The sequence below is a fragment of the Erwinia aphidicola genome (assembly GCF_014773485.1).
GTDB classification, from domain to species: Bacteria; Pseudomonadota; Gammaproteobacteria; order Enterobacterales; family Enterobacteriaceae; genus Erwinia; species Erwinia aphidicola.
The window spans coordinates 256,179-280,222 of record NZ_JACXBP010000001.1 but is presented as its reverse complement, the minus strand read 5'-3'; the positions used below and the strand labels follow the sequence as shown (position 1 = coordinate 280,222).

Genomic DNA, 24,044 nt, shown 5'->3' with positions numbered 1-24,044 from the left:
AAGGAGCTTTCCTGATGCACACTCGCAAGATCGGACTGGTGAATTACCTTGCCTACGGCTCCGGGGATTTCCTCGGTGCCGGGACCACGGCGCTGACTGCCGCCTGGCTGCTCTATTTCTATACCACCTTCTGCGGCATGACGCCGATTGAAGCGACTTTTATCTTTGCCCTTGCCCGCGTGCTGGATGCGGCGATCAGTCCGTTGATGGGGTTTCTCACCGACAACTTCGGGTCCACCCGGCTGGGAAAACGCTTTGGCCGCCGTAAATTCTTCATCCTGCTCGGTATTCCCGGCGTATTCAGCTACAGCCTGATGTGGGTCGGTGAGATGAGCTATCTGTGGTATCTGCTGACCTACCTGGCGTTTGATATCGTCTACACCATGGTGCTGGTGCCGTATGAAACCCTGGTACCGGAAATGACCGACGATTTTAAGCAGAAAACCCGCTTTTCCGGCGCGCGCATCGCACTGGCCCAGCTCTCAACCATCCTCGCCGCGTTTCTGCCCGGCATTCTGCTGGGGATTTTCGGCAAGGACAATGCGGTGTCATTTTTCTATGCCAGCCTGGTGTTCTCCACCCTCTGCGCCATCGTGCTGATGCTGGTGTGGGCGTTCACCTGGGAGCGCCCGGCAGATGCCCTTTCGGCCGAGTCGCAGCGCGCCATGGCGGAGAAACAGCAGCTTAACCTGCGTCAGAGCCTGCAACGGCTGTATGTGGAGCTGGCTTCCACGCTGCGCATTCGTATCTTCCGCCAGCATCTGGGGATGTATCTCGGCGGCTATATTGCGCAGGACGTGTTTAACGCGGTGTTTACCTGGTACGTGGTGTTTGTGCTGATGCAGGGTGCGCAGCTGGCTGCCAATCTGATGGGCACCATGGCGGTTCTGCAGTTTATTGCGGTGATCGGCATGATCCCGCTGTGCATTCGTATCGGCCCGGCCCCGGCTTACCGCCTGGTGGTGGCGCTGTTCGCCGCCAGCTCCCTCTCTTATGCGCTGCTGTGGTATGCCGGAATGAGCAACAGCCTGGCGCTGCTGGTGCTGATCTCTGCAGTGGCCGGGCTGGGTCGCGGCGGCATCAATTACATCCCGTGGAACATTTACACCTACATTGCCGATGTCGATGAGGCGATTACCGGCCAGCGCCGCGAGGGGATTTTTGCCGGCATCATGACGCTGACGCGCAAAGCCTCGCAGGCAGGTGCCGTGATGGTGGTGGGTATCGTGCTGCAGCTTTCCGGCTTTGTCTCCGGCAGGTCAGAGCAGCTGCCGCAGGTCAGCCATACGATTATCTTTATCCTCAGCGTCGGCACGCTGGCAATACTGACCTGCGGCTTTGTTATCTCACTGCGCTTTAAGCTCAACCTGCACACGCACCGCACGCTGCGCGAAGAGACGCTGAAAATGCGCGCGGCTGATGGGCCGGTACCTCAGCAGTTAAGCGCGCAGGCACGCGCCACCGTCGAGACGCTGACCGGCATGGCCTATGAAAATCTGTGGGGTAATAACAATATTGGCTACCTCAACCGTAATAAACCTCCGGCAGCTATGCTGCCGCAGGCGCCCACCTTCCCTGCTATCCGACCTCAGGAGCACCATGATGACAGTCTACCCGGTTAAGTACAGCGCGCTGCTGCGCCAGCCCGAATTCCTGCTGCCTAAGCCCGAACTGCGCAAACTGATTGCCCGCGTCAGCGACAATCTGGTGAGCATTACCGACGAAAGCGGCGAGTTTCTGCTGCGCCTTGACGATGGCCGGGTGATTGACACCAAAGGCTGGGCGGGCTGGGAGTGGACGCACGGCATCGGGCTGTACGGCATGTATCACTATTACCAGCAGACCGGGGACCCGCTGACGCTGCAACGTATTGACGACTGGTTCCGCGCCCGGCTGGCAGAAGGCACGCCGACCAAAAACGTCAACACCGCCTGCCCGTTTCTGACGCTGGCCTGCCGCTATGAGGAGACGCGCGACCCGACGCTGCTGCCGGTGCTGGAGCGCTGGGCGGAGTGGGTGATGTATGAGATGCCGCGCACCGAGCATCACGGCATTCAGCACCTGGTTTATAACAATGAGAACCACCAGCAGATGTGGGATGACACGCTGATGATGAGCGTGATGCCGCTGGCAAAGATCGGCCAGCTGCTGAACCGCCCCGAATTCGTCGAGGAAGCCACCTACCAGTTCCTGCTGCACACCCAGTATCTGATGGATCGTAAGAGCGGCCTGTGGTTCCACGGCTGGACCTTCGACGGCCAGCACAATTTTGCCGAAGCGCGCTGGGCGCGTGGCAATAGCTGGCTGACGATTGCCATCCCCGATTTTATTGAGCTGATGAACTGGCCGGAACAGCACGCCACGCGCCGCTATCTGTTGCAGGTGCTGGAGACTCAGGTCAGGGCGCTGGCGCAGTGCCAGCATGAAAGCGGGCTGTGGCATACGCTGCTCGACGACAGCGACTCGTATCTGGAAGCCTCCGCTACCGCCGGGTTTGCCTACGGGATACTGAAAGCGATACGCAAACGCTATATCAGCCGCGACTATACGCCGGTGGCGGAACGGGCGTTACAGGGAGTGATTGAGCGCATTAATGATGCTGGCGAGCTGACGCAGGTCTCATTCGGCACCGCGATGGGCAACGACCTCGACTACTATCGCCAGGTACCGCTGACCTCGATGCCTTACGGCCAGGCGATGGCGCTGCTGTGCCTGACGGAGTATCTGCGGGTCTATTTGTAGTCGCTTCATCGAGCGGTAGATAAAAAAAAAGGGACGGGCATGCCCGTCCCCTACCGATCGCATCAGGAATGAGATAAAAAAAGGACGGGCATTGCCCGTCCCCGACTCACGTCATGAATTACATGTTACGGATGTAGTCATCCATTTCGGTTTTCAGGTTATCGGACTTAGTGCCGAAAATTGCCTGAACGCCGGAACCTGCCACAACCACCCCCGCAGCGCCCAGTTTTTTCAGGCCAGCCTGGTCAACTTTTGCGACGTCGGCAACGCTCACGCGCAGACGGGTGATGCAGGCATCGAGGTTGGTGATGTTCTCTTTGCCACCAAATGCCGCCACCAGGTTACCGGCCATTTCGCTGGCTGAACTGGTGCTCTGCTCGCTGGCGGTATCTTCACGGCCAGGGGTTTTCAGGTTCAGTTTGACAATCAGCACGCGGAACACGGTGTAGTAAACCAGCGCGTAAACCACCCCGACAATAGGGAACAGCCAGATGCGGCTGCTGTTGCCGCTCAGCACGATAAAGTCGATCAGACCGTGTGAGAAGCTGGTGCCGTCACGCATGCCTAACAGGATAGCGATTGGGAAGGCCAGGCCCGCCAGGATAGCGTGGATGGCATACAGGATTGGCGCAACGAACATGAACGAGAACTCGATCGGTTCGGTAATCCCGGTCAGGAACGAGGTCAGCGCAGCGGAGATCATGATGCCGCCCACTTTTGCGCGGTTCTCAGGCTTCGCTGAGTGCCAGATGGCGATAGCCGCCGCTGGCAGACCATACATTTTGAACAGGAAGCCGCCGGACAGCATGCCCGCAGTCGGGTCACCCGCCATGTAGCGAGGGATATCGCCATGGAACACCTGGCCCGCGGCGTTGGTGTATTCACCGATCTGCATCTGGAAAGGTACGTTCCAGATATGATGCAGACCAAACGGCACCAGCGAGCGCTCAACCACCCCATAGATACCAAAGGCCACAACCGGGTTCTGATAAGCTGCCCACTGTGAGAACGTCTGGATGGCGGTACCGACCGGTGGCCAGATAAAGGAGAGGATCACGCCGAGGAAGATGGCGGTGAAACCGGAAATAATCGGCACAAAGCGTTTACCGGCGAAGAAGCCCAGATACTCAGGCAGCTTGATGCGGTAGAAGCGGTTAAACATATACGCGGCGATGGAACCGGCAATAATACCGCCCAGTACCCCGGTGTCCGCCAGGTGTTTCGCCGCAATTTCTTCGGCTGGCAGATGTAATACCAGCGGGGCGACCACGGCCATGGTTTTCACCATAATACCGTAGGCCACTACGGCCGCCAGTGCTGAAACGCCGTCGTTATTGGTGAAGCCCAGCGCCACACCAATAGCAAAAATCAACGGCATGTTGGCGAACACCGAACCACCGGCTTCCGCCATAACGTGTGAAACTACCAGAGGCAGCCAGCTGAAGTTGGCAGAACCAACGCCCAGCAGAATACCCGCGATCGGCAGAACCGATACGGGCAACATCAGCGATTTACCGACCTTTTGCAGGTTCGCAAATGCATTTTTGAACATAGTGTAAAGCTCCTGAGTATGAGTGCTTTTTTTATCGCAGGCTGAGAGATCGGCCTGCGTTACAGAGGGGGGAGGTCCCGCTGCGGGTGGAGCGCTTTGCGCTCTCGGTATTTATTACGAAGAGTAAAATAAATCCGTTAAAATTTGTTTGATGGCTATCACGTTTCGTTGAACGTGGGCCATTTCTTTAGAAGACTCCGGCAAAAAAGGGCCGTTTTCCGGCACAAAAAAAGTGCAGCAACCTTTTATGGCGCTGCACTTTACGACTTCTGCCTATTAATTACGAGCTATAAAAGAAATCGCTGCTCAATCATTAATCGGCGAGGCGCGACATGGGGACGTGGAACAGGCGTGAGAAGTTTTCCGTAGTGGCCTGGGCCATCTCTTCAATACTCACCCCTTTGACCACCGCCATATATTCCGCCACATCGCGCGTGTAAGCCGGCTGGTTTTCTTTACCACGATGCGGCACCGGGGCCAGATAAGGCGAGTCGGTTTCGACCAGCATGCGGTCGAGCGGAACGTAGCGCGCCGCGTCACGGATCTGCTCCGCGTTACGGAAAGTGGCAATGCCGGAGAACGAGATGTAAAAGCCCATATCTAACAGCTTTTCGGCCGTCTCACGATCTTCGGTAAAGCAGTGCAGCACGCCACCGCACTCGTCGGCCTTCTCTTCCTGCAGGATCGCCAGCGTGTCTTCACGCGCATCGCGGGTGTGGACGATCACCGGTTTGTTCAGATCGCGCCCTACGCGGATATGTTCACGGAAGGAGGCCTGCTGACGCGCTTTGGTCTCTTTCTGGTAAAAGTAGTCCAGCCCGGTTTCCCCCATCGCCACCACGCGCGGATGGGCTGCCAGGGCGCGCAGCTCGGCGAAGTCGTACTCCTCTTCCTGATTCAGCGGATGCACACCGCAGGAATAGACCACGTTTGGCCGCTCGCCAATCAGGTCAACCATGGCCTTGTACCCCGGCAGCGTGGTCGCCACTGCCAGCATAAATTTCACATCGCGCGTGGCGGCCTTGGCCAGCACGTCGGACACGTCCTGATGCAGGGTTTCATAATTCAGGCCATCAAGATGGCAGTGGGAATCGACTAAAAACATCGCATTACTCTCTAATTCGGTGAAGCGGCCGCAGCCGGTTTAACAATAGCTTCCCAGCTCAGCAGCTGTTCGGTTAGCAGCAGCTCGCGATTAACCGCGACCACATTGAGCAGACGATCGCGGCACTGCATCCACTGGCGCAGGCTGGCATCGATCGCCGCCGAGGGCAGCAGGCTGGCAAGGTGAATCACTTCAGCCTGGCGGTCGACATTGCTGATATATTGCCCGCCGCCCTGTTGCCACTTGACGGCATCCACCAGCAGCGAACAGAGCCAGCCGATGCGCCGTGCAGCGTCATCATGGTTAAGTGCAGGCAGCAGGCCCAGCGTATCGCCCTGCAGGGCGGCAGGCAACGCCTGACAAACCTGCTGGCGCTGCTGCCAGGTTTTCTCTTGCAGCAGTTCAAGCGCGGCCGCCGGTGCCCCGGAGGCAAGGCGCAGCGCAGCGGTGCGCTCATTCAGCCCGGCGGCACACTGCTTATGCAGCCACTGCAGGCTTTGTGCTTCATCCGGCGGCGCGAGGTGCCACAACAGGCAGCGGCTGCGCAGCGTTGGCAGCAGGCGCGACGGTTCACGGCTGCTGAGAAGAAACCAGGTATTCTTCGGCGGCTCCTCCAGCGTTTTCAGTAAAGCATTGGCCGCCGCTTCGGTCAGCTGCCCGGCATCCGGTAGCCAGACGACTTTTGCCCCGCCCTGCTGCGCGTGGTGCCAGAGCTTGTCGGTCACGTTACGTACCGCATCAATGCCGAGCGAACTTTTGCCCTTCTCCGCTTCCAGCCGATACCAGTCCGGATGCGTCCCCGCCTGCATTAGCTGGCAGGGGTGGCACTCGCCGCAGCTTTTCAGTCCGTCCGGCTGTTTGCACATTAGCCAGCGGCTGATGCCCCAGGCCAGCGCATCATCCCCCATACCGGGCAGTGCCTGAATCAGCAGGGCATGATGCCCGCGCTGTGCCTGGTGCTGGCTGAGGATCTGGCGATAGCTGTGGTTCAGCCACGGATACCAGTTCATTGCTGTTCCTGTAGCCACTGGTTGAGCGTGGCCTTCAGCGCGGCGCTGACCTGTTCCAGCGGCTGGGTGGCATCCACGCTGCGGATACGCCTATCGGCGGCGGCCAGGGCAAGATAGCGCTCACGCGTGCGGGTAAAGAAGTTCAGCGACTCCTGTTCGATACGGTCGAGCTCACCGCGCGCGCGCGCGCGCTGCAGGCCAATCTCCGGGGTCACGTCAAGGTACAGGGTCAAATCCGGTGCGAAATCGCCCAGCACGGCCTGCTTCAGGCTGCTCATCAGGTCGCTGTTCATACCGCGTCCGCCTCCCTGGTAGGCCTGAGAGGAGAGATCGTGACGATCGCCCACCACCCATGCACCGCGTGCCAGCGCTGGTTTAATCACGTTTTCCACCAGCTGCACGCGTGCGGCGTACAGCATCAGCAGCTCGGCCTGGTCAGTGACCTGCTCACCCTCTATGCCCTGCTTGATTAAATCGCGCAGTTTCTCGGCCAGCGGCGTGCCGCCCGGTTCGCGGGTGAAAACAATATCGTTAATGCCGTGGCGCTGCAGTTCACTGACTATCGCATCGCGTGCCGTGGTTTTTCCTGCGCCTTCCAGCCCTTCGATAACGATAAATTTACTGTTCATTTTTTTCCTTCAGCGCGAGGCGATACACCTGCACGGCTTTGTTATGGCTCGCCAGGTTAGTAGTAAAGGTGTGCCCCCCTTTCCCATCGGCGACAAAATAGAGGAAGTTGGTCTTTTCTGGGTGGGCTGCTGCTTCCAGGGAGGCCTTACCCGGCATCGCAATCGGGCCTGGCGGCAGGCCGCTGATAGTGTAGGTATTATAGGCGGTCGGCGTTTCCAGATCTTTACGCGTCAGGGTGCCTTTATAGCTGTCGCCCATCCCGTAGATCACGGTTGGGTCGGTTTGCAGACGCATACCAAGGCGCAGCCGGTTAATAAACACCGAGGCCACTTTACTGCGTTCTTCACTCACCGCCGTCTCTTTCTCAACAATTGAGGCCATGGTCAGCATATCATTTTTGCTTTTATACGGCAGATCATCCATTTTGCCCTGCCAGACGCTATCCACCAGTTTTTCCATGCGCTCATGGGCACGGTTCAGCAGCGCCACATCGGTGGTGTTTGCGGTATACAGGTAAGTATCCGGATAGAACCAGCCTTCCACGCCCTGCTGCTCGCCCTCTAACTTGAGCGCAGCGGCCACCGTCGCCAGCTTATCGTCGCTCAGCGTGTGCTTGATGTAGGGCGCGCTGCGTAGCTGGCTTAGCCACTCCTGCATGCGCGTACCTTCAACAAAACGCAGCGGGAACTGCGCTTCTTTCCCGCTGGCCAGCAGTTGCAGCATTTCACGCACGGTCATTTCTGGCGTAAAGCGGTAGGTCCCGGCTTTGAATTTCGACAGCTCCGGTTCCAGCTTCAACAACATCCCAAACCACGGCGTGCTGCTGATAATGTGTTTTGATTCCAGCTGCGCTTCCAGTACCACTCGCCCGGAACCGGCCGGCAGCGTAAAGAGAGTTTCACTGTCAATGGTCAGGGCGGAATCGGCAAACTGACGCGTTTTCCAGTAGCTGAATGCGGCAGCCAGCACGGCGATAGCCAGCAGCGCGACGAGTATCTTTCGGATTTTAGTCATGAAGTTTCCACATCATTCATTATCAGGGTTGAGCTGGCTGAACAGGTCGCGTGACGTAAAGCGCCACGCCTCAATCTGGCTGACCGGCAATATCGGCATCAGCGCATTGGTAATCAGCACTTCTTCCGCATCGGCCAACACCTCATAGCCCTGGCGCACTTCGCTCAGGGTATAACCAAGAGCGATGACCTGTTGCATCACCTGCTGGCGCTGGATGCCGTTCACCCCGGAGGCGCTGAGATCGGGGGTAAATACCTGTTTTCCCACGCGCCAGAATAAATTTGCCGCACAGCATTCCACCAGCATGCCGTCACTGTCAAGCACCAGCGCCTCATCCGCGGCGGTCTGCTCAAGCTCTGTGCGGATCATCACCTGCTCAAGGCGGTTGAGGTGTTTTATCCCGGCCAGTAGCGGATTTTTCCCCAACCGGACCGTGCTGAGCGCCAGACGCACCCCGGTCTGGCGCAACCTGAGGTAGTGCGCGGGCCAGGCGGAGAGTGAAATAATTCGAGCAGGCTGCTGGCAGCCGCTGGCGCTGTAGCCACGCCCGCCGCTGCCGCGCGTAATAATCACTTTCAGCACGCCATCATCTATCGTGCTGGCGATAGCCGTGATTTCCTGCGCAAGGAGCTGCCAGTCAACCCCGGCGATCCTCAGGCGCTCACAGGCCTGTTGCAACCGCTGGAGGTGGGCTTGCGGTCGCTGCATACTGCCGTGCAGGACACGGGCGGTCGTAAAGCAGCCGTCACCAAACTGCACGGCACGGTCGCGTGCGTCAATGCTCTCCTGCGCCAGGCCATTCACCCACATCATGCTTGCTCTCCGTAATTTTCACCCGAACAGATTACCTGTCCGGCGCGCCAGAATCATCTGATTCCAGGTAATGAAGCGTATAGAACCGGCCCGCAACGGCCACAAATAAAAAAGGCCCGCTGGGTGCGGGCCTTAGATAAGTACGTGCAGGATCAGATTTTACGGAAGATCAGCGAGCCGTTAGTTCCGCCAAAGCCGAAGGAGTTACACAGGCTGTACTCCATACCTTTCACCTGACGTGCGGTATGCGGGACAAAATCCAGGTCACAACCCTCATCCGGATTATCCAGATTGATGGTGGGTGGGATAACCTGATCGCGCAGCGCAAGGATAGTGAAGATAGACTCCACCGCCCCCGCCGCGCCGAGCAGATGCCCGGTCATGGATTTGGTCGAGCTGACCATAACGCTGTGCGCTGAAGCACCAAACACGGATTTCACCGCCTGAGCTTCGGCTTTATCACCGGCCGGCGTCGAAGTACCGTGCGCGTTGATATAACCAATCTGCTCCGCAGACAGCTGTGCATCTTTCAATGCATTAACCATCGCCAGGGCGGCACCTGCACCATTTTCAGGTGGCGAAGTCATATGATAAGCATCGCTGCTCATGCCGAAACCTACGACTTCTGCATAGATTTTCGCGCCGCGTTTTTTCGCGTGCTCATACTCTTCCAGCACCACTAACCCTGCTCCGTCGCCGAGGACGAAACCGTCACGGTCTTTATCCCACGGGCGGCTTGCCGCCTGCGGGTTTTCGTTGCGGGTTGAGAGCGCTCGTGCCGCCCCGAATCCACCGACGCCGAGTGGGGTACTGGCTTTCTCAGCACCGCCTGCCAGCATCACATCCGCGTCGTTATACGCGATGATACGGGCAGCGTGACCGATGTTATGCACACCGGAAGTACAGGCGGTAGCGATAGAGATGCTAGGACCTTTCATACCGAACATGATGGTCAGATGACCCGCAATCATGTTCACAATGGTCGAAGGCACAAAGAACGGGCTGATTTTACGCGGGCCACCATTCACCAGAGAGGCATGGTTTTCTTCAATCAGACCTAACCCGCCAATACCGGAACCAATAGCGGCACCAATACGGTCGGCGTTCTCTTCGGTGATCTCCAGGCCGGAATCGTGCATGGCCTGAATGCCAGCGACGACGCCATATTGGATGAAAGCATCCATCTTGCGCTGATCTTTACGCGAGATAAATTCATCACAATTGAAATCTTTTACTAAGCCAGCAAAACGCGTTGCGTAGGCACTAGTATCAAAATGGTCGATAAGGCTGATGCCACTCTGACCGGCAACAAGAGCATTCCAGGTGGACTCTACGGTATTGCCGACAGGAGATAACATGCCAAGACCAGTCACAACTACACGACGCTTAGACACGTTCGTCCTCCAGGGAGGGAAAAGTTGACACTGTGTGGGAAGTTCAGATAAAACTCAGGCGGTCGAATGACCGCCTGGAGATGTTCACTTATGCCTGAGCTGAATTGATATAATCAATGGCAGCCTGAACGGTAGTGATTTTCTCAGCTTCTTCGTCCGGAATCTCGGTATCGAACTCTTCTTCCAGAGCCATTACCAGCTCAACGGTATCAAGAGAATCAGCACCCAGATCATCTACAAAAGAGGCAGTATTAACAACTTCTTCCTGTTTAACGCCCAGCTGCTCGCCAATGATTTTCTTAACGCGTTCTTCGATAGTGCTCATACTATTAAATTTCCTATCAAAACTCGCTTTCGCGATGGTTTTCGTAGTGTATAAAATGTTGAAAAAGATGCAACTAAATCCCGGCTGGTATGACCACGATTTACGCTATTTTGCGGCTTTTACCCCAAATAACGCAAATACTTTCGTGATGATCAGACCATATACATTCCGCCGTTGACGTGCAGCGTTTCACCAGTGATGTACGCAGCCTCGTCAGAGGCTAAAAATGCAACGGCATTGGCGATTTCCTGCGCGCCGCCGAGGCGACCTGCAGGCACTTCCGCCAGAATGCCCGCACGCTGATCTTCGCTCAGCGCACGCGTCATGTCGGTTTCAATGAAACCGGGTGCCACGACGTTAACGGTAATGCCACGTGACGCGATTTCACGCGCCAGTGACTTGCTAAAGCCAATCAAACCCGCTTTTGCTGCCGCGTAGTTTGCCTGGCCCGCATTACCCATTGTTCCAACTACGGAGCCAATGGTAATAATTCGGCCCGCGCGTTTTTTCATCATGGCACGCATTACCGCTTTCGACAGGCGGAATACGGAAGTCAGATTGGTGTCCAGAATATCCTGCCACTCATCGTCCTTCATGCGCATCAGAAGATTATCACGCGTGATGCCTGCATTATTGACTAAAATGTCAACTTCGCCAAATTCGGCACGAATATTTTCCAACACGCTCTCAATCGAGGCTGAGTCGGTAACGTTCAGGAGCAGGCCTTTACCGTTATCACCCAGATAGGCGCTGATAGCATCGGCACCGCTTTGGCTGGTTGCAGTACCCACAACTTTGGCACCGCGAGCTACCAGAGTTTCTGCAATAGCACGGCCAATTCCACGGCTTGCACCGGTGACCAGCGCGATTTTACCTTCGAAGTTCATGTTCATCCTCGTTTATTGTTCAAGCGCCGCTGACAGGCTGGCCTGGTCGTTTACCGCCGCCGCCGTCAGAGTGTCAACAATACGTTTAGTCAGCCCGGTCAAAACCTTACCCGGGCCCACTTCCAGCAGCGAAGTGACGCCCTGCTGAGCCATAAATTCTACACATTCTGTCCAGCGTACCGGACTGTACAGCTGGCGAACCAGCGCACTGCGAATCGCTTCGCCTGATGTTTCGCACTTCACATCAACGTTATTCACCACCGGGAAGGCGGGGGCGTTAAAGGTAAGTTGCTCCAGCGCTACCGCGAGCTTATCCGCAGCGGGCTTCATCAGCGCGCAGTGCGACGGTACACTCACTGGCAGTGGCAACGCGCGTTTAGCGCCGGCGGCCTTACAGGCAGCACCCGCACGCTCAACGGCTTCTTTGTTGCCGGCAATCACGACCTGACCAGGGGAGTTAAAGTTTACCGGAGAAACAACCTGCCCCTGCGCAGCGTCTTCACAGGCTTTGGCGATAGACGCATCGTCCAGACCAATAATGGCCTGCATCGCGCCCGTTCCTTCAGGAACGGCTTCCTGCATCAGTCTGCCACGCAGTTCAACCAGCTTGATCGCATCGGCAAAAGCAATCACACCTGCACAAACCAGCGCACTGTACTCACCCAGGCTGTGGCCTGCAAGCATTGACGGCGCTTTTCCGCCTTTTTCCTGCCAAACGCGGAAAATGGCAACAGATGCGGCCAGTAAAGCAGGCTGAGTTTGCCAGGTTTTGTTCAACTCTTCAGCAGGTCCTTGTTGAACCAGCTGCCAGAGGTCATAACCGAGCACAGCAGAGGCTTCACTAAAGGTTTCTTCCACAAGCTTGTTTTCGCTCGCCAAATCGGCCAGCATGCCCAGCGCCTGAGATCCCTGTCCAGGGAAAACCATTGCAAATTGCGTCATTGTGATTTCCTGTTAGTCGCGATGACTTATTAATAAAATTCTTATTAATCAAAAAAGATAATCAGAAGCGCACCAGCGCCGAACCCCAGGTGAACCCGCCGCCAAAGGCTTCCAGCAGGATTAACTGGCCGCGTTGAATACGACCATCGCGCACCGCTTCATCCAGCGCCGTCGGCACCGAGGCCGCCGAGGTGTTGCCATGACGATCGAGCGTCACCACCACTTTATCCATATCCATACCCAGCTTGCGGGCGGTGGCGCTGATGATACGCAGGTTAGCCTGATGCGGCACCAGCCAGTCGATAGCGCTGCGGTCAAGATTATTGGCCTGAAGGGTTTCGTCAACGATATGTGCCAGCTCGGTCACGGCGACTTTAAAGACTTCGTTACCCGCCATGGTCACATAGGACGGTTGATCCTGATGCTCACGATCCTGATTTGACAGGGTCAGCAGCTGGCCATAGCGGCCATCGGCATGCAGGTGAGTCGAGATAATACCCGGCTCTTCGCTGGCGCCCAGTACCACTGCGCCTGCGCCATCACCAAACAGAATGATCGTGCTGCGATCCTCAGGGTCAAGCATGCGCGCCAGCACGTCAGCGCCGATCACCAGGGCATGTTTTACTGCGCCGTTTTTGATGTACTGGTCGGCCACGCTAAGCGCATAGGTGAAACCCGCGCAGGCGGCAGCCAGATCGAAAGATGCCGCATCATCAATCTCCAGCATTTGCTGGATCATGCAGGCGGAACTTGGGAATGCGTGACTTGAGGAGGTGGTCGCAACCACGATCAGGCCAATGTCGTTCTTATCAATTCCGGCCATGGACAGCGCACGTTCTGCGGCGTGGAAACCCATGGTTGCCACGGTTTCATCCGGGCTGGCGATACGACGTTCACGGATACCGGTACGAGTGACAATCCACTCGTCTGACGTATCCACCATTTTTTCCAGATCGGCGTTAGTCCGCACCTGTTCGGGCAAATAGCTGCCCGTACCGATAATTTTCGTATGCATGTACGCTCAGTCACTCTTAGGTAATACAGCTTGAAGGCGGGCAGCAATCCGCTCGGGTACTTGCCGCCGCACCGCCTGCTCTGCCTGTTGGATAGCCACCGCAAATGCGCGTTCATTCGCGGCACCGTGACTCTTAATCACGGTGCCGCGTAATCCTAACAGACAGGCGCCATTGTACTGGTCGGGGTTGAGATGGCCGAATTTCTTCGCCAGGCGCTTTTGTAAAACGCGCCCCAGCACTCGCAACCACCAGACCGTCTTTTTACCTTCGCCCTGTGATTTCAACAGCGAAAGGAACATTCTTACCACGCCTTCCATCGTTTTCAGCGTGACATTGCCCACGAAACCGTCGCAGACAAGCACGTCTGTCTTACCGGTAAGAAGATCGTTGCCTTCGAGGTATCCAATATAGTTAATTTCTGGCGTTTCACGCAGCCTGGCTGACGCATCGCGAATCGAAATCAACCCTTTGGTCTCTTCCTGACCAATATTAAGTAGTGCCACTCTTGGGCGCGTAATGGCTAACACTTCTTCCGCCATTACCGCACCCATAACAGCAAACTGCACCAGCATAGCACTGTCAGAATCGACGTTAGCGCCTAAATCCAGAACCACGGTCTTGCCGTGCTGCTGATGCGGTAACAAGGTAACTAACGCCGGGCGGTCAATGCCGTCCAGCGGTTTTAATAATAATTTGGCCAGCCCCATCAGCGCCCCGGTATTGCCCGCGCTAATGCAGGCCTGAGCCTGCCCTTCTTTCACCTGCTCCAGCGCCATTCGCATGGATGACCCGCGGCTGGCGCGAATCGCCTTTGAAGGGCTGTCATCACTGGCAATAACCGATTCGGCAGCAATAATCTGCAGACGCGCCCTGAGGGCAGAATCAGCTGTGGTAAGTAATGACGTGATTTTGTCGGGATCGCCGACTAATAGAAGATGCAGATGTGGGTTAGATGCCAGTGCCTGCAGTGATGCAGGCACTGTCACGCAGGGACCGAAGTCCCCGCCCATGGCATCTATCGCCAGGGTCAATCGTGTCAAAATAGCTCCGCTAGCCGCGGAATTACTTAACGATGACCTTGCGACCGCGGTAGTAACCATCCGCAGTGATGTGGTGACGCAGATGAGTTTCGCCAGAAACTTTGTCTACGGAAAGAGCTGCAGTGGTCAGGGCATCGTGTGAACGACGCATGCCACGCTTGGAACGGGTTGGTTTATTCTGTTGTACGGCCATGGACCTTACTCCTATTACTTACGCTTTAAACTGGCTAATACGGCAAATGGGTTTGGTTTTTCTGCCTCTGCAGGCAACTTGCCAAAGACCATGTCCGCCTCGGACACTTCACAGTGTTCAGAATCATGCACCGGAACGACAGGCAGGGCGAGAATGATTTCATCCTCAACCAATGCCAGCAGATCGGTTTCGCCAAACTCGTTGACGTTGATCGGCTCGTACGCTTCCGGCAATGCTTCGGCCTGTTCGTCAGTGACGACCGGGCTGAAACAGTACGATACGTGGACATGATGCGGGAATGTCTGATTGCAGCGTTGGCAGCACAGCGTCACAGAAACTTCAGCCGTACCTTTCAGTACCGCCAGGCGCTGTTCGTCAATCGCAAACGACATCACACATTCAACATCACTGTCCACGCTAACCACCGAGTCGGCGATACGCTCAACCTGTTCAGGGGTGTAAACACCCTGGTAGTCCAGGCGTTTTTGAGCGGTTCGGACCGCATCGAGAGTCAGGGGTAATTTTACCTTTTGCATAGGGCGCGCATATTAACTTTGTAACGACATAGAGTCAAAGAAAAAGGCCGTAAAACGGCATCTTTCAGCCATGATTCGCATCCTGTGCGGCGCATAGTTTAAAATGCCTGCCACCGATTCGCTATATATTCTGGAAAAAATTATGCGCCAACTGGTTTTAGCCTCTACGTCCACCTACCGAAAGGCGCTGCTCACCAAGCTTCAGCTGCCGTTTATCACTGCGGCACCGCAGGTTGATGAAACCCCGCTCGCCGGGGAATCCGCGACAGATTTGGTGGCCCGCCTTGCGGCAGCGAAAGCTGAGGCACTGGCGGCTGCATACCCCGATCACCTGATTATCGGCTCAGATCAGGTCTGCGTGGTCGCGGGCAAAATTTGCGGCAAACCGCATACCGAGGAGAATGCCCACGCCCAGCTGCGTGCCGCCAGCGGGCACAGCGTCGTGTTTTACACCGGCCTGGCACTGCACGACAGCCGCGAAGGAACAACGCAACTTATCTGTGAGCCATTCAGCGTTGATTTCCGTGAATTAAGCGACAGTGAAATTGCGGCATATGTTGGCAAAGAACAGCCGCTAAACTGCGCAGGCAGTTTTAAAAGTGAGGGGCTGGGCATCACGCTATTTGACCGTTTATCGGGGCGCGACCCCAATACGCTGGTCGGGCTGCCGCTGATAGCGCTGTGTGAGATGTTAAGAAAGGCAGGGGTGAATCCGCTAGGATGATAGCGCGACGGTGATGCGGGTCAGGCATGCCTGACCCCATTAAATAACAGGTTACGTTGCCGGGTACTGCTTCCGCAGGATATCCAGGCAGCGCTTGAGCTGGTCGTCCAGTGGTGCTTCCACGCGCATCACTTCGCCGCTTGCTGGATGGGTGAAGCGCAGCGCTGCAGCATGCAGAAACAGGCGTTTAAGCCCGGTGCCGCTCAGCTGCATGTCAAACTCGGCCTCACCATAGCGATCGTCAAACGCAATCGGATGCCCGGCATGGAGCGTATGCACACGGATCTGATGAGTACGCCCGGTAACCGGGCTGGCTTTCACCAGCGTTGCTATTGCGTAGCGCTCTTCCACTTTAAACAGCGTCTCGGACGGCTTACCTTCGCTGTTCACTTTGACGATGCGCTCGCCGCTTTGCAGAATATTTTTCATCAATGGCGCCCGCACCGCCTTCACGTGCGAAGGCCACTGCCCGCGTACCAGCGCCAGATAATCTTTCTGCATGCCCTTTTCGCGCAGCTGCTCGTGCAGCGAGCGCAGCGCCGAGCGCTTCTTCGCCACCAGCAGGATGCCGGACGTATCGCGGTCCAGGCGGTGCACCAATTCAAGGAAGCGGGCCTCCGGGCGCAGCGCGCGCAGGCCTTCAATCACGCCAAAGCTTAGACCGCTGCCGCCGTGAACCGCGGTACCGGAAGGCTTGTTCATCACCAGAATATGGTCATCTTCATAAACAATCGCGCCTTCCAGCGCAGCCACCTTGGTCAGCTTCGGCGACACGTTCTCTTCTTCACGTTCAGCCACGCGCACCGGCGGAATACGCACCTCATCCCCGGCCTCAAGCTTGTATTCAGGCTTGATGCGTTTTTTGTTCACCCGCACTTCGCCCTTACGCAAAATGCGATAAATCATGCTCTTCGGCACCCCTTTTAGTTGGGTGCGCAAAAAGTTATCGATGCGCTGTCCTGCCTCATCGGCAGAAATAGCAATAAAATGTACGGCTGGAGTATTGGTTTTCATGGTTGGCGATTCTAAATAGTGCGCTGTGATAGCGCCACCTCTTTTTCTGTGCTTAACTGAGTTGGACGGTTTCGCAGAAGGTTATGATCGGTTTTTAGACGATCTGCTGAAAAGCACTGCAATTCGCTCTAAAAGCTGAGAGAAACTTCTCAACGCGGAGAAAGTCATCTTGCGATCACCCGCTTAGCAATGGAATAATGTTTCCGTTTTGACGCTAAGACTTGTGAATGCGAGAAAAAAGCGTTTACCCGATAGCTTTCAGCCTTCCTTTATATGGCAGTTGAAAGATAAGGGTGTAATACGAAATTTTGCCGGATAGCCCATACACGCAGCAATGGCGTAAGACGTATTGTGCAATCAGGCATTTAGCGGGCTGCGGGTTGCAGCCTGGACGAAAACGGGATTGGTTCACCTGGTATTATACTGGCGGTTCTCCCTATCAAAGCGCTGTTTTTCCATATGTAAAACAGGCTACCGAGTATTTGCGCCCCAAGAGCAGCCGACATCCGTGAGGTTGACGGCTTTGCGATTAGACACGGGGTCATCGGTCTTTCACGTCCAGCGTTACTTTGCCCGCAGCTTTGTCACTAATGTAAGAATAATGAGTAAGTTACGATGAAAAGAATGCTGATAAACGCAACTCAGCAGGAAGAGTTGCGTGTTGCCCTCGTGGACGGACAACGTCTGTACGATCTGGATATTGAAAGCCCTGGACACGAACAGAAAAAAGCCAACATCTATAAAGGCAAGATCACCCGCATTGAACCCAGTCTGGAAGCCGCATTTGTTGACTACGGCGCTGAAAGACACGGTTTCCTACCTCTGAAAGAAATCTCCCGCGAATACTTCCCTGCTAACTACAACGCACACGGCCGCCCGAATATTAAGGACGTACTGCGTGAAGGCCAGGAAGTGATCGTACAGATTGATAAAGAAGAACGTGGTAACAAGGGTGCTGCCCTGACCACCTTTATCAGCCTGGCAGGCAGCTATCTGGTCCTGATGCCAAATAACCCACGTGCAGGCGGGATTTCACGCCGCATCGAGGGTGACGACCGCACCGAACTGAAAGAAGCCCTTTCGGCTCTTGAGTTGCCAGATGGCATGGGCCTGATCGTGCGTACTGCGGGCGTTGGCAAGCAGGCCGATGCGCTGCAGTGGGACCTCAGTTTCCGCCTGAAGCACTGGGACGCCATAAAGAAAGCCGCTGACAGCCGCCCTGCCCCGTTCCTGATCCACCAGGAGAGCAACGTGATTGTGCGTGCTTTCCGTGACTATCTGCGCCAGGACATCGGCGAAATCCTGATCGACAACCCGAAAGTGCTCGAACTGGCGCGCCAGCATATCGCCGCACTGGGCCGTCCGGATTTCAGCAGCAAAATTAAACTGTACACCGGTGAAATCCCGCTGTTCAGCCACTATCAGATTGAGTCGCAGATCGAGTCCGCTTTCCAGCGTGAAGTGCGTCTGCCTTCCGGCGGCTCGATTGTTATCGACACCACTGAAGCCCTGACCGCTATCGATATCAACTCCGCGCGCGCAACCCGCGGCGGCGACATCGAAGAGACCGCCTTCAACACCAACCTGGAAGCGGCTGACGAAATCGCCCGCCAGCTGCGCCTGCGCGACCTCGGCGGCCTGATCGTTATCGACTTTATCGATATGACCCCGGTACGTCACCAGCGTGCGGTTGAAAACCGCCTGCGTGAAGCGGTTCGCCAGGATCGTGCGCGTATTCAGATTAGCCATATTTCACGCTTCGGCCTGCTGGAAATGTCGCGTCAGCGTCTCAGCCCGTCACTGGGTGAATCCAGCCATCACGTGTGCCCACGCTGTAGCGGTACCGGCACCATCCGTGATAACGAATCGCTGGCGCTCTCTATCCTGCGTCTGATTGAAGAAGAAGCGCTGAAAGAGAACACCAAAGAAGTTCACGCGATTGTTCCAGTCCAGGTAGCGTCATACCTGCTGAACGAGAAGCGCGAAGCGGTCAGCGCCATCGAGAAGCGTCAGGGTGGCGTCAAAGCTATCATCGTGCCAAACGATCAGATGCAGACTCCGCACTACTCCGTGCTGCGCGTGCGTAACGGCGAAGAGACTCAGACCCTGAGCTACCATCTGCCGAAGCTGCACGAAGCCGAAATGGCCCTGCCGTCTGAGGAAGAGCATTCAGAGCGTAAGCGCCCTGAACAGCCCGCTCTGGCCGCCTTCGTGATGCCAGATGCACCACCGGCGCCGGTAGAAGAAGTTACCGCAGCTGTTGCCCCTGCCGCCCCTGCGAAACCGGAAGCGAAAGCCCCTGCGGCCCCCGCTCAGCCGGGCCTGATGAGCCGCTTCTTCAGCGGGCTGAAGAAAATGTTTGCCGCTGAAGAGAAACAGCCAGCGCAGCCAGTACAGCCGGTAGTAGAAGAGAAAGCGCCAGAAGCCGCTGCACCGCGTGGTGAACGCCGCAACAATCGCCGCCAAAATAACCGTCGCGACCGTAATGGTGACCGCAACGGCGAGCGCAATGAGCGTTACGGTGACCGCAACGAACGTAGCGGTGAGCGCAACGAGCGCGGTGGTGAGCGTAATAACGACCGTAACGCAGAGCGTAACGATCGTAATGCGGATCGCAATGGCGAGCGTACTGAACGTAACGATCGTGCCCCGCGCGAGCGTAACAATGAAGCGCGTGAAGGCCGTGATAACAACCGTCGCAACAATAACAAACGCAACTCGCAGCAGAACGACTCACGCAGCGAGCGCATGGTGCCGGACGAATTCGAGCGCAGCGAGCCTTCACAGCCGCAGCCGCGTCAGGAACGTCAGCGTCGTCGCCCGTCTCAGAACCAGGAAGAAAAACGCCCGGTTGTGCAGGAAGAGGCAATTGTTGAACCGATCGTCGCCGCGGTAGATGAAAATCAGGATGCGCAGGAAGAGAACGTACAGGTGATGCCGCGCCGTAAACCGCGCCAGCTGAATCAGAAAGTGCGTATCGAAACCGCCGAGCAGACTGCCGCGCGTTCATTCGAACCGCAAGTCGCTGCACCAGCAGCTGCGGTGAATGAGCCAGCTGCCGCTGAAGCCGATGACAGCGAAGATCGCGAAAGCAACAACATGCCGCGCCGTTCACGCCGTTCGCCGCGCCACCTGCGCGTCAGCGGTCAGCGTCGTCGTCGTTACCGTGATGAGCGCTACCCAACACAGTCCCCAATGCCGCTGGCTAACGCTGCTGCATCGCCAGAGATGGCATCCGGGAAAGTGTGGGTCTCCTATCCGGTTGCGCAGGCTAACGATCACGAAACTCATGCTGAGCATCAGTCTGTGGTTCCCGCTTACGGTCACGCCGATGTGGCAGAATCTGCCGCCGTGGAAACCGCTGCCGCCGTTGCCGCTGTTGAAACCGTTGCGGCTATCGAAGCCCCTGCTGCGGTTGAAGCACCTGCTGCGGTTGAGGCCCCTGCTGAAGTAGCGGCTCCGGCGGAAGTGACTGCACCGGCAGCCGTGGCAGAAGCCCCGGTTGCGGAAACGCCAGCGGTGCCGGTATCAGAAGCTGAACCTGTGCATATCGCAGAACCACAGCCTGAAATGCAGCCGGAGATTGCTCCGGTGGAAGCGGCGGACACTTCAGCTATCGATGCTGCGGTGAACGAAGAGCCGGCGGTGATCTCCAGCGCTGACGAAGTTGTTGCACAGGAAACGGCAGCCGAAGCGGTCCCGGCGCAGCCTGCGCCAGCTTTCGAAGCGGTTGATGCCGTGGCAGAAATGGTGGAAGAAGCCCAGCACGCTGAACAGCCTCAGGTTACTGAAGCGGCCAGCGAACTGGCGCATGAAACTGTCGCTGACGTTAGCCCGGAAGTTGAACAGCTTGTTGCCGAAGTGCTGCACGCACCAGAAGCTGCCGCTGAGCAGCCAGCTGCCATCAGCGAGCCGCACGCACCGGTTCCGGCACGTGACGAGCCGGCCGTTGCCGCCGTTGCTGCGCCAGCGCAGAGCAGCTTCAAGCACCATGCTACCGCGCCAATGACTAAAGCGCCGGCTCCGGCTTACCAGCCAGAACCTGCTCGCCAAAGCGACTGGGTGCGCCCTGACTTCAACTTTGAAGGTAAAGGCTCCGCAGGCGGTCATGCTGCCACTCATCAGGCGACGGCACCGGCAACGCGTCCGTAACTGTCCCGCTGAGTAAAAAGCCCCGGTCTGATGACCGGGGCTTTTTTTATGCCTGAACGGCCAGTGAATCCCACACCCGCATAATGTCGTCTATCACCTGCTCGCACACCGCCGGCAACCGCCCGCTCAACGCAGGCGACAAAACCTGCCCCGGTGCGCGCGCAAGGTACACTCGGGGAGGTCGCCACCGGGCGTAAATGGCAGGCAAAAAAAATCCCGCTGTCGGCAGGTAAATACCGACAGCGGGGGAAACTGAGCACACCCGGTTTAAGCATGCTCAAAATTTAATATGGGATCAGGAATTCAGCTTGAACAGCGACAGCTTGGACATCTGCTGGAACACGGTATAGGAAGCCTGCAAAGCGGCCTGCTGCATGGTGTAGCTGGAGATAGTTTCGGTAGTATCGGCATCTACCAGCCCGCTCAGCTGAGTTTTCAGGTTCAGAGTAGTGTCATCCCCTTTGGAGTCGAGGTTTGTCAGCTCCTGCAGGTTGGTCCCCACCTCGGCGCGCACGGTAGAGACATTATTCAGCGAGTTCTTAAGGCCGCGGATCGATTTTTCCATATCGGCGGAGGCGGAATCGACGGTGGTCTGATCGGCGTCAGCCAGCGGCGTTTTCAGCGCTTTAATCGCGGTGTCCAGCGTCGTGAATATGTTGCTTTCACCGGTCGAACCATCCGGCTCTTTCGTGGCGTTACTGGTCAAGGAGTCGAAAATTTGTGCACCGGTGTGGTTGGTCGTCAACGTACGGCTGGCATCTACCTTTTGCGTAATAGGCGTGGTGCCACCTGCATAAGTCGTTTCACCCGTGGTGGCGTCCGTGACAAACGGGGCAGTATCGCTTTTGTAGCCGGCAAACACATAGCGGCCATTACCGTCAGTGCTGTTAGCCAGGTTCAGCAGCTGTGCACGAAGGCCCTCCAGCTGAGTAGCGTAAGAGGCGCGGTCATCATCAGACAGCGTGCCGTTCGATGCCGCCACCAGGGTAGTCTGGGCGCTGATCACCACATCGGCAACCTGCTTCAGCGTGGTGTCTTCGGTTGACTGGTTTTGCGTGGCAAACACGCGCGCCGTGGAAAATTGCGCAGTCTGGGCCTGAGCCTGGGAAACCACCACCGCCTGCGCGGCTGCTACCGGGTCATCCGACGGATTGACGACGCGTTTACCGCTGGACAGCTGCTCACCGACTTTCAACCAGCTCTGCTGCGAGTTGGCAATGCCGCGGGCCTGCTGGTCATAGATCATGCTGGTACTGAGACGCATGGTTTAATTCCTCTGCAAAAATCAGCTGACTGCGGACATCAGCGACTGGAAAATGGTGGAAGCGGTCTGCAGTACCTGGGCATTCGCCATGTAGTACTGCTGGTAACGCGTCAGATTGGCATACTCTTCATCAAGGTTGACGCCGGAAACCGACTGCTGCTGATTGGTCAGCTGCGTCACCACAGCGGTCTGCGTGGTACTGGTGGTTTTCAACGTGCTGGTTTTGTTTCCCACATCCGCCACCAGGCTGGCATAAGCCTGAGTCAGGGTACTTTTGCCGTTAATCACACCGGCGGTCTGGATATTCAGCAGCTTCTGCGCATTCTCGTTGTTACTTGCGCCACCGACAGCACTGGCGGCAGCCAGTTTGCCTTCATCGGAGATCAGCACGCTCATTCCGGTAATGGTGTCGGCAACCGGCTTGACCGTGAAGCTGTCTTTGGCAGCAGGCAGCTTATCGTAGCTGAGCGTCAGACCATCAAAAGAGAGCGTCTGCGCGGTGCTGTCAACGGTGATAGCGGCTTTGCTGTTGTCGGAAAGGCGTGTTGCCGTCCAGTTAGTACCGTCATAGCTGACGGTGTAGTTGGAGGCCTGTACCTTCGTAGTGTCCGCCCAGGTGGCGCTTAACGATGCCCCACCGCTATTTTTGGTGTTCGAGACCACCGCCGGGCTGCCGAGGCTGAACAGCGCGCCGCCCGCATCGCCGTTGGCATCCACACCTTCCTGGTGCTGGGTGTTCAGGCTGGTGCCGAGCGCCATTGCCAGCTGGCCAATCTGGTTACGCACGCCGTCGAGCTCTTTACGGAACGCCAGCAGGCCCCCGAGTGAACCGCTGGTCACCTGTGATTCAGGCAGTTCGCTTTTTGCGCCGGTGGTGGCATCCACGGTAGCGATAGTGGTACGCGACGGATCGGCACTGGACGGCACGGCTGCCAGCTGGCTGTAGCTGCTGCCCTGCACCAGCGAGACGCCGCTGCCGATGGAGATGTTGTAACTGCCGCCATCCTGCTGATTGACGGTAACACCCACCAGCTTATTCAACTCGCTTACCAGCTGATCGCGCTGATCCAGCAGGTCATTCGGTTCGCTGCCCGCTCCTGCACCCTTCAGCTTGCCGATCTGCTGGTTAACGTTCGCGATCTGCTTAGCGTAGTTATTGATCTGATCAACGGTCGAGGTGACAGAGGTATTGACGCTGCTGTCCAGATTGGACAGATAGGTATCGGTGACCTTGAACTGGTTTACCAGCCCTTCCGCTTTACCCAGCACGGCAGTACGCGACGAGGAGTCGCTGGCATTGCTGACCAGACTCTGCAGCGAGCTGAAGAAGTCCTGGATGTTGCTCGACAGGGTGTTAGTGGTGCTGGACAGCATATCGTCGATATTCGACATCTGGCTGTACTGCGTGCTGATGCTGCTGGCCTGAGTGCTGGCGGCACGCAGCTGATTGGTGATGAACTGGTCATATTCGCGATACACCGCCGAGACGCTGGCCCCGTTGCCGTAGTAGTTGTTGCCGCTCAGGGTGCTGGCGGTCTGGGCAAGGACCGTGGTCTGGCGTGAATAACCGCTAACGGCATAGTTAGTGATGTTATTACTGGTGGTATTCAGCGCGGCGGAGGCGGCGCTCAATCCGCTCATCGCGGTATTAATTAAGTTTGCCATTTCGGGTCCTTGTTAACCGGCAACTG

21 protein-coding genes are annotated in these 24,044 nt (G+C 56.7%); 4 read left to right on the top strand and 17 right to left on the bottom strand.

All coding sequences use genetic code 11. The features are described 5' to 3' along the window. The first annotated feature begins 14 nt into the window (after positions 1-14). Positions 15-1,622 (top strand): MFS transporter, encoded by a 1,608-nt coding sequence (locus tag ID864_RS01295; RefSeq protein ID WP_099753401.1) that lies wholly within the window; start codon positions 15-17, stop codon positions 1,620-1,622. Further along, a complete protein-coding gene (gene bglB, locus ID864_RS01290; RefSeq protein WP_191149471.1) occupies positions 1,603-2,742 on the top strand; it encodes a beta-galactosidase BglB in 1,140 nt (379 codons plus the stop codon). Before ID864_RS01295 ends, bglB begins: the two co-directional genes overlap by 20 nt. Before the next feature lie 118 nt (positions 2,743-2,860). Here the strand turns inward: bglB and ptsG are convergent, their stop codons facing one another. The 14 genes from ptsG to yceD all read right to left on the bottom strand — a co-directional run bounded on the left by ptsG (position 2,861) and on the right by yceD (position 15,199). Next, positions 2,861-4,294, bottom strand: coding sequence for a PTS glucose transporter subunit IIBC (gene ptsG / locus ID864_RS01285; protein ID WP_048916384.1), 1,434 nt, complete (start codon positions 4,292-4,294; stop codon positions 2,861-2,863). Positions 4,295-4,607: 313 nt separating this feature from the next. Further along, entirely contained in the window at positions 4,608-5,399 is a 792-nt protein-coding gene (locus ID864_RS01280) for a metal-dependent hydrolase (RefSeq protein WP_191149287.1), read from the bottom strand. An 11-nt stretch (positions 5,400-5,410) separates the two neighbouring features. After that, entirely contained in the window at positions 5,411-6,409 is a 999-nt protein-coding gene (holB, locus tag ID864_RS01275) for a DNA polymerase III subunit delta' (protein ID WP_191149286.1), read from the bottom strand. Continuing rightward, complete coding sequence (tmk, locus tag ID864_RS01270) at positions 6,406-7,038, bottom strand: dTMP kinase (protein ID WP_048916387.1); 633 nt, start codon at positions 7,036-7,038, stop codon at positions 6,406-6,408. Before tmk ends, holB begins: the two co-directional genes overlap by 4 nt. Beyond that, positions 7,028-8,053, bottom strand: coding sequence for a cell division protein YceG (gene yceG, locus ID864_RS01265; protein ID WP_133623947.1), 1,026 nt, complete (start codon positions 8,051-8,053; stop codon positions 7,028-7,030). The genes tmk and yceG overlap by 11 nt, the downstream gene beginning before the upstream one ends. A 12-nt stretch (positions 8,054-8,065) precedes the next feature. Then, positions 8,066-8,866: an aminodeoxychorismate lyase gene (gene pabC / locus ID864_RS01260; protein ID WP_191149285.1), complete on the bottom strand. Its 801-nt coding sequence runs from the start codon at positions 8,864-8,866 to the stop codon at positions 8,066-8,068. 152 nt (positions 8,867-9,018) lie between these two features. Further along, a complete protein-coding gene (gene fabF / locus ID864_RS01255; protein ID WP_048916390.1) occupies positions 9,019-10,260 on the bottom strand; it encodes a beta-ketoacyl-ACP synthase II in 1,242 nt (413 codons plus the stop codon). Positions 10,261-10,348: 88 nt separating this feature from the next. Then, a complete protein-coding gene (gene acpP, locus ID864_RS01250) occupies positions 10,349-10,585 on the bottom strand; it encodes an acyl carrier protein (protein ID WP_048916391.1) in 237 nt (78 codons plus the stop codon). Positions 10,586-10,737: 152 nt separating this feature from the next. Beyond that, positions 10,738-11,472, bottom strand: a complete 735-nt coding sequence (gene fabG / locus ID864_RS01245; RefSeq protein WP_048916392.1) for a 3-oxoacyl-ACP reductase FabG — start codon at positions 11,470-11,472, stop codon at positions 10,738-10,740. A 12-nt stretch (positions 11,473-11,484) separates the two neighbouring features. Then, on the bottom strand, positions 11,485-12,414 hold the full coding sequence (gene fabD, locus ID864_RS01240) for an ACP S-malonyltransferase (RefSeq protein ID WP_048916393.1): 930 nt from the start codon (positions 12,412-12,414) through the stop codon (positions 11,485-11,487). A gap of 61 nt (positions 12,415-12,475) precedes the next feature. Then, positions 12,476-13,429, bottom strand: coding sequence for a beta-ketoacyl-ACP synthase III (locus ID864_RS01235; RefSeq protein ID WP_048916395.1), 954 nt, complete (start codon positions 13,427-13,429; stop codon positions 12,476-12,478). Positions 13,430-13,435: 6 nt separating this feature from the next. Next, positions 13,436-14,470, bottom strand: a complete 1,035-nt coding sequence (plsX, locus tag ID864_RS01230) for a phosphate acyltransferase PlsX (RefSeq protein WP_191149284.1) — start codon at positions 14,468-14,470, stop codon at positions 13,436-13,438. A 22-nt stretch (positions 14,471-14,492) separates the two neighbouring features. Then, positions 14,493-14,663 (bottom strand): 50S ribosomal protein L32, encoded by a 171-nt coding sequence (rpmF, locus tag ID864_RS01225; RefSeq protein WP_003849870.1) that lies wholly within the window; start codon positions 14,661-14,663, stop codon positions 14,493-14,495. A gap of 14 nt (positions 14,664-14,677) precedes the next feature. Next, positions 14,678-15,199: a 23S rRNA accumulation protein YceD gene (gene yceD, locus ID864_RS01220; RefSeq protein WP_133623949.1), complete on the bottom strand. Its 522-nt coding sequence runs from the start codon at positions 15,197-15,199 to the stop codon at positions 14,678-14,680. Positions 15,200-15,341: 142 nt separating this feature from the next. On the opposite strand from yceD, the gene ID864_RS01215 reads away from it, so the two are divergent. Next, a complete protein-coding gene (locus tag ID864_RS01215) occupies positions 15,342-15,923 on the top strand; it encodes a Maf family protein (protein WP_191149283.1) in 582 nt (193 codons plus the stop codon). 51 nt (positions 15,924-15,974) lie between these two features. On the opposite strand, the gene rluC is transcribed toward ID864_RS01215, so the two are convergent. Next, entirely contained in the window at positions 15,975-16,937 is a 963-nt protein-coding gene (gene rluC, locus ID864_RS01210; RefSeq protein ID WP_048916399.1) for a 23S rRNA pseudouridine(955/2504/2580) synthase RluC, read from the bottom strand. Positions 16,938-17,552: 615 nt separating this feature from the next. Here rluC and rne point away from each other — a divergent pair. Continuing rightward, positions 17,553-21,089: a ribonuclease E gene (gene rne / locus ID864_RS01205; RefSeq protein ID WP_191149282.1), complete on the top strand. Its 3,537-nt coding sequence runs from the start codon at positions 17,553-17,555 to the stop codon at positions 21,087-21,089. 295 nt (positions 21,090-21,384) lie between these two features. Here rne and flgL read toward each other — a convergent pair whose 3' ends face one another. Continuing rightward, positions 21,385-22,353, bottom strand: a complete 969-nt coding sequence (gene flgL, locus ID864_RS01200; RefSeq protein WP_048916401.1) for a flagellar hook-associated protein FlgL — start codon at positions 22,351-22,353, stop codon at positions 21,385-21,387. A gap of 21 nt (positions 22,354-22,374) precedes the next feature. Continuing rightward, entirely contained in the window at positions 22,375-24,018 is a 1,644-nt protein-coding gene (flgK, locus tag ID864_RS01195; protein ID WP_048916402.1) for a flagellar hook-associated protein FlgK, read from the bottom strand. Positions 24,019-24,044 lie beyond the last annotated feature (26 nt).

Bases quoted from the DNA above. Each gene is read 5' to 3' on its own strand.
- ID864_RS01295 (WP_099753401.1), top strand. From the start codon at position 15: ATGCACACTCGCAAGATCGGACTGGTGAATTACCTTGCCTACGGCTCC.
- bglB (WP_191149471.1), top strand. From the start codon at position 1,603: ATGACAGTCTACCCGGTTAAGTACAGCGCGCTGCTGCGCCAGCCCGAA.
- ptsG (WP_048916384.1), bottom strand. From the start codon at position 4,294: ATGTTCAAAAATGCATTTGCGAACCTGCAAAAGGTCGGTAAATCGCTG.
- ID864_RS01280 (WP_191149287.1), bottom strand. From the start codon at position 5,399: ATGTTTTTAGTCGATTCCCACTGCCATCTTGATGGCCTGAATTATGAA.
- holB (WP_191149286.1), bottom strand. From the start codon at position 6,409: ATGAACTGGTATCCGTGGCTGAACCACAGCTATCGCCAGATCCTCAGC.
- tmk (WP_048916387.1), bottom strand. From the start codon at position 7,038: ATGAACAGTAAATTTATCGTTATCGAAGGGCTGGAAGGCGCAGGAAAA.
- yceG (WP_133623947.1), bottom strand. From the start codon at position 8,053: ATGACTAAAATCCGAAAGATACTCGTCGCGCTGCTGGCTATCGCCGTG.
- pabC (WP_191149285.1), bottom strand. From the start codon at position 8,866: ATGATGTGGGTGAATGGCCTGGCGCAGGAGAGCATTGACGCACGCGAC.
- acpP (WP_048916391.1), bottom strand. From the start codon at position 10,585: ATGAGCACTATCGAAGAACGCGTTAAGAAAATCATTGGCGAGCAGCTG.
- fabG (WP_048916392.1), bottom strand. From the start codon at position 11,472: ATGAACTTCGAAGGTAAAATCGCGCTGGTCACCGGTGCAAGCCGTGGA.
- fabD (WP_048916393.1), bottom strand. From the start codon at position 12,414: ATGACGCAATTTGCAATGGTTTTCCCTGGACAGGGATCTCAGGCGCTG.
- ID864_RS01235 (WP_048916395.1), bottom strand. From the start codon at position 13,429: ATGCATACGAAAATTATCGGTACGGGCAGCTATTTGCCCGAACAGGTG.
- rpmF (WP_003849870.1), bottom strand. From the start codon at position 14,663: ATGGCCGTACAACAGAATAAACCAACCCGTTCCAAGCGTGGCATGCGT.
- yceD (WP_133623949.1), bottom strand. From the start codon at position 15,199: ATGCAAAAGGTAAAATTACCCCTGACTCTCGATGCGGTCCGAACCGCT.
- ID864_RS01215 (WP_191149283.1), top strand. From the start codon at position 15,342: ATGCGCCAACTGGTTTTAGCCTCTACGTCCACCTACCGAAAGGCGCTG.
- rluC (WP_048916399.1), bottom strand. From the start codon at position 16,937: ATGAAAACCAATACTCCAGCCGTACATTTTATTGCTATTTCTGCCGAT.
- rne (WP_191149282.1), top strand. From the start codon at position 17,553: ATGAAAAGAATGCTGATAAACGCAACTCAGCAGGAAGAGTTGCGTGTT.
- flgL (WP_048916401.1), bottom strand. From the start codon at position 22,353: ATGCGTCTCAGTACCAGCATGATCTATGACCAGCAGGCCCGCGGCATT.
- flgK (WP_048916402.1), bottom strand. From the start codon at position 24,018: ATGGCAAACTTAATTAATACCGCGATGAGCGGATTGAGCGCCGCCTCC.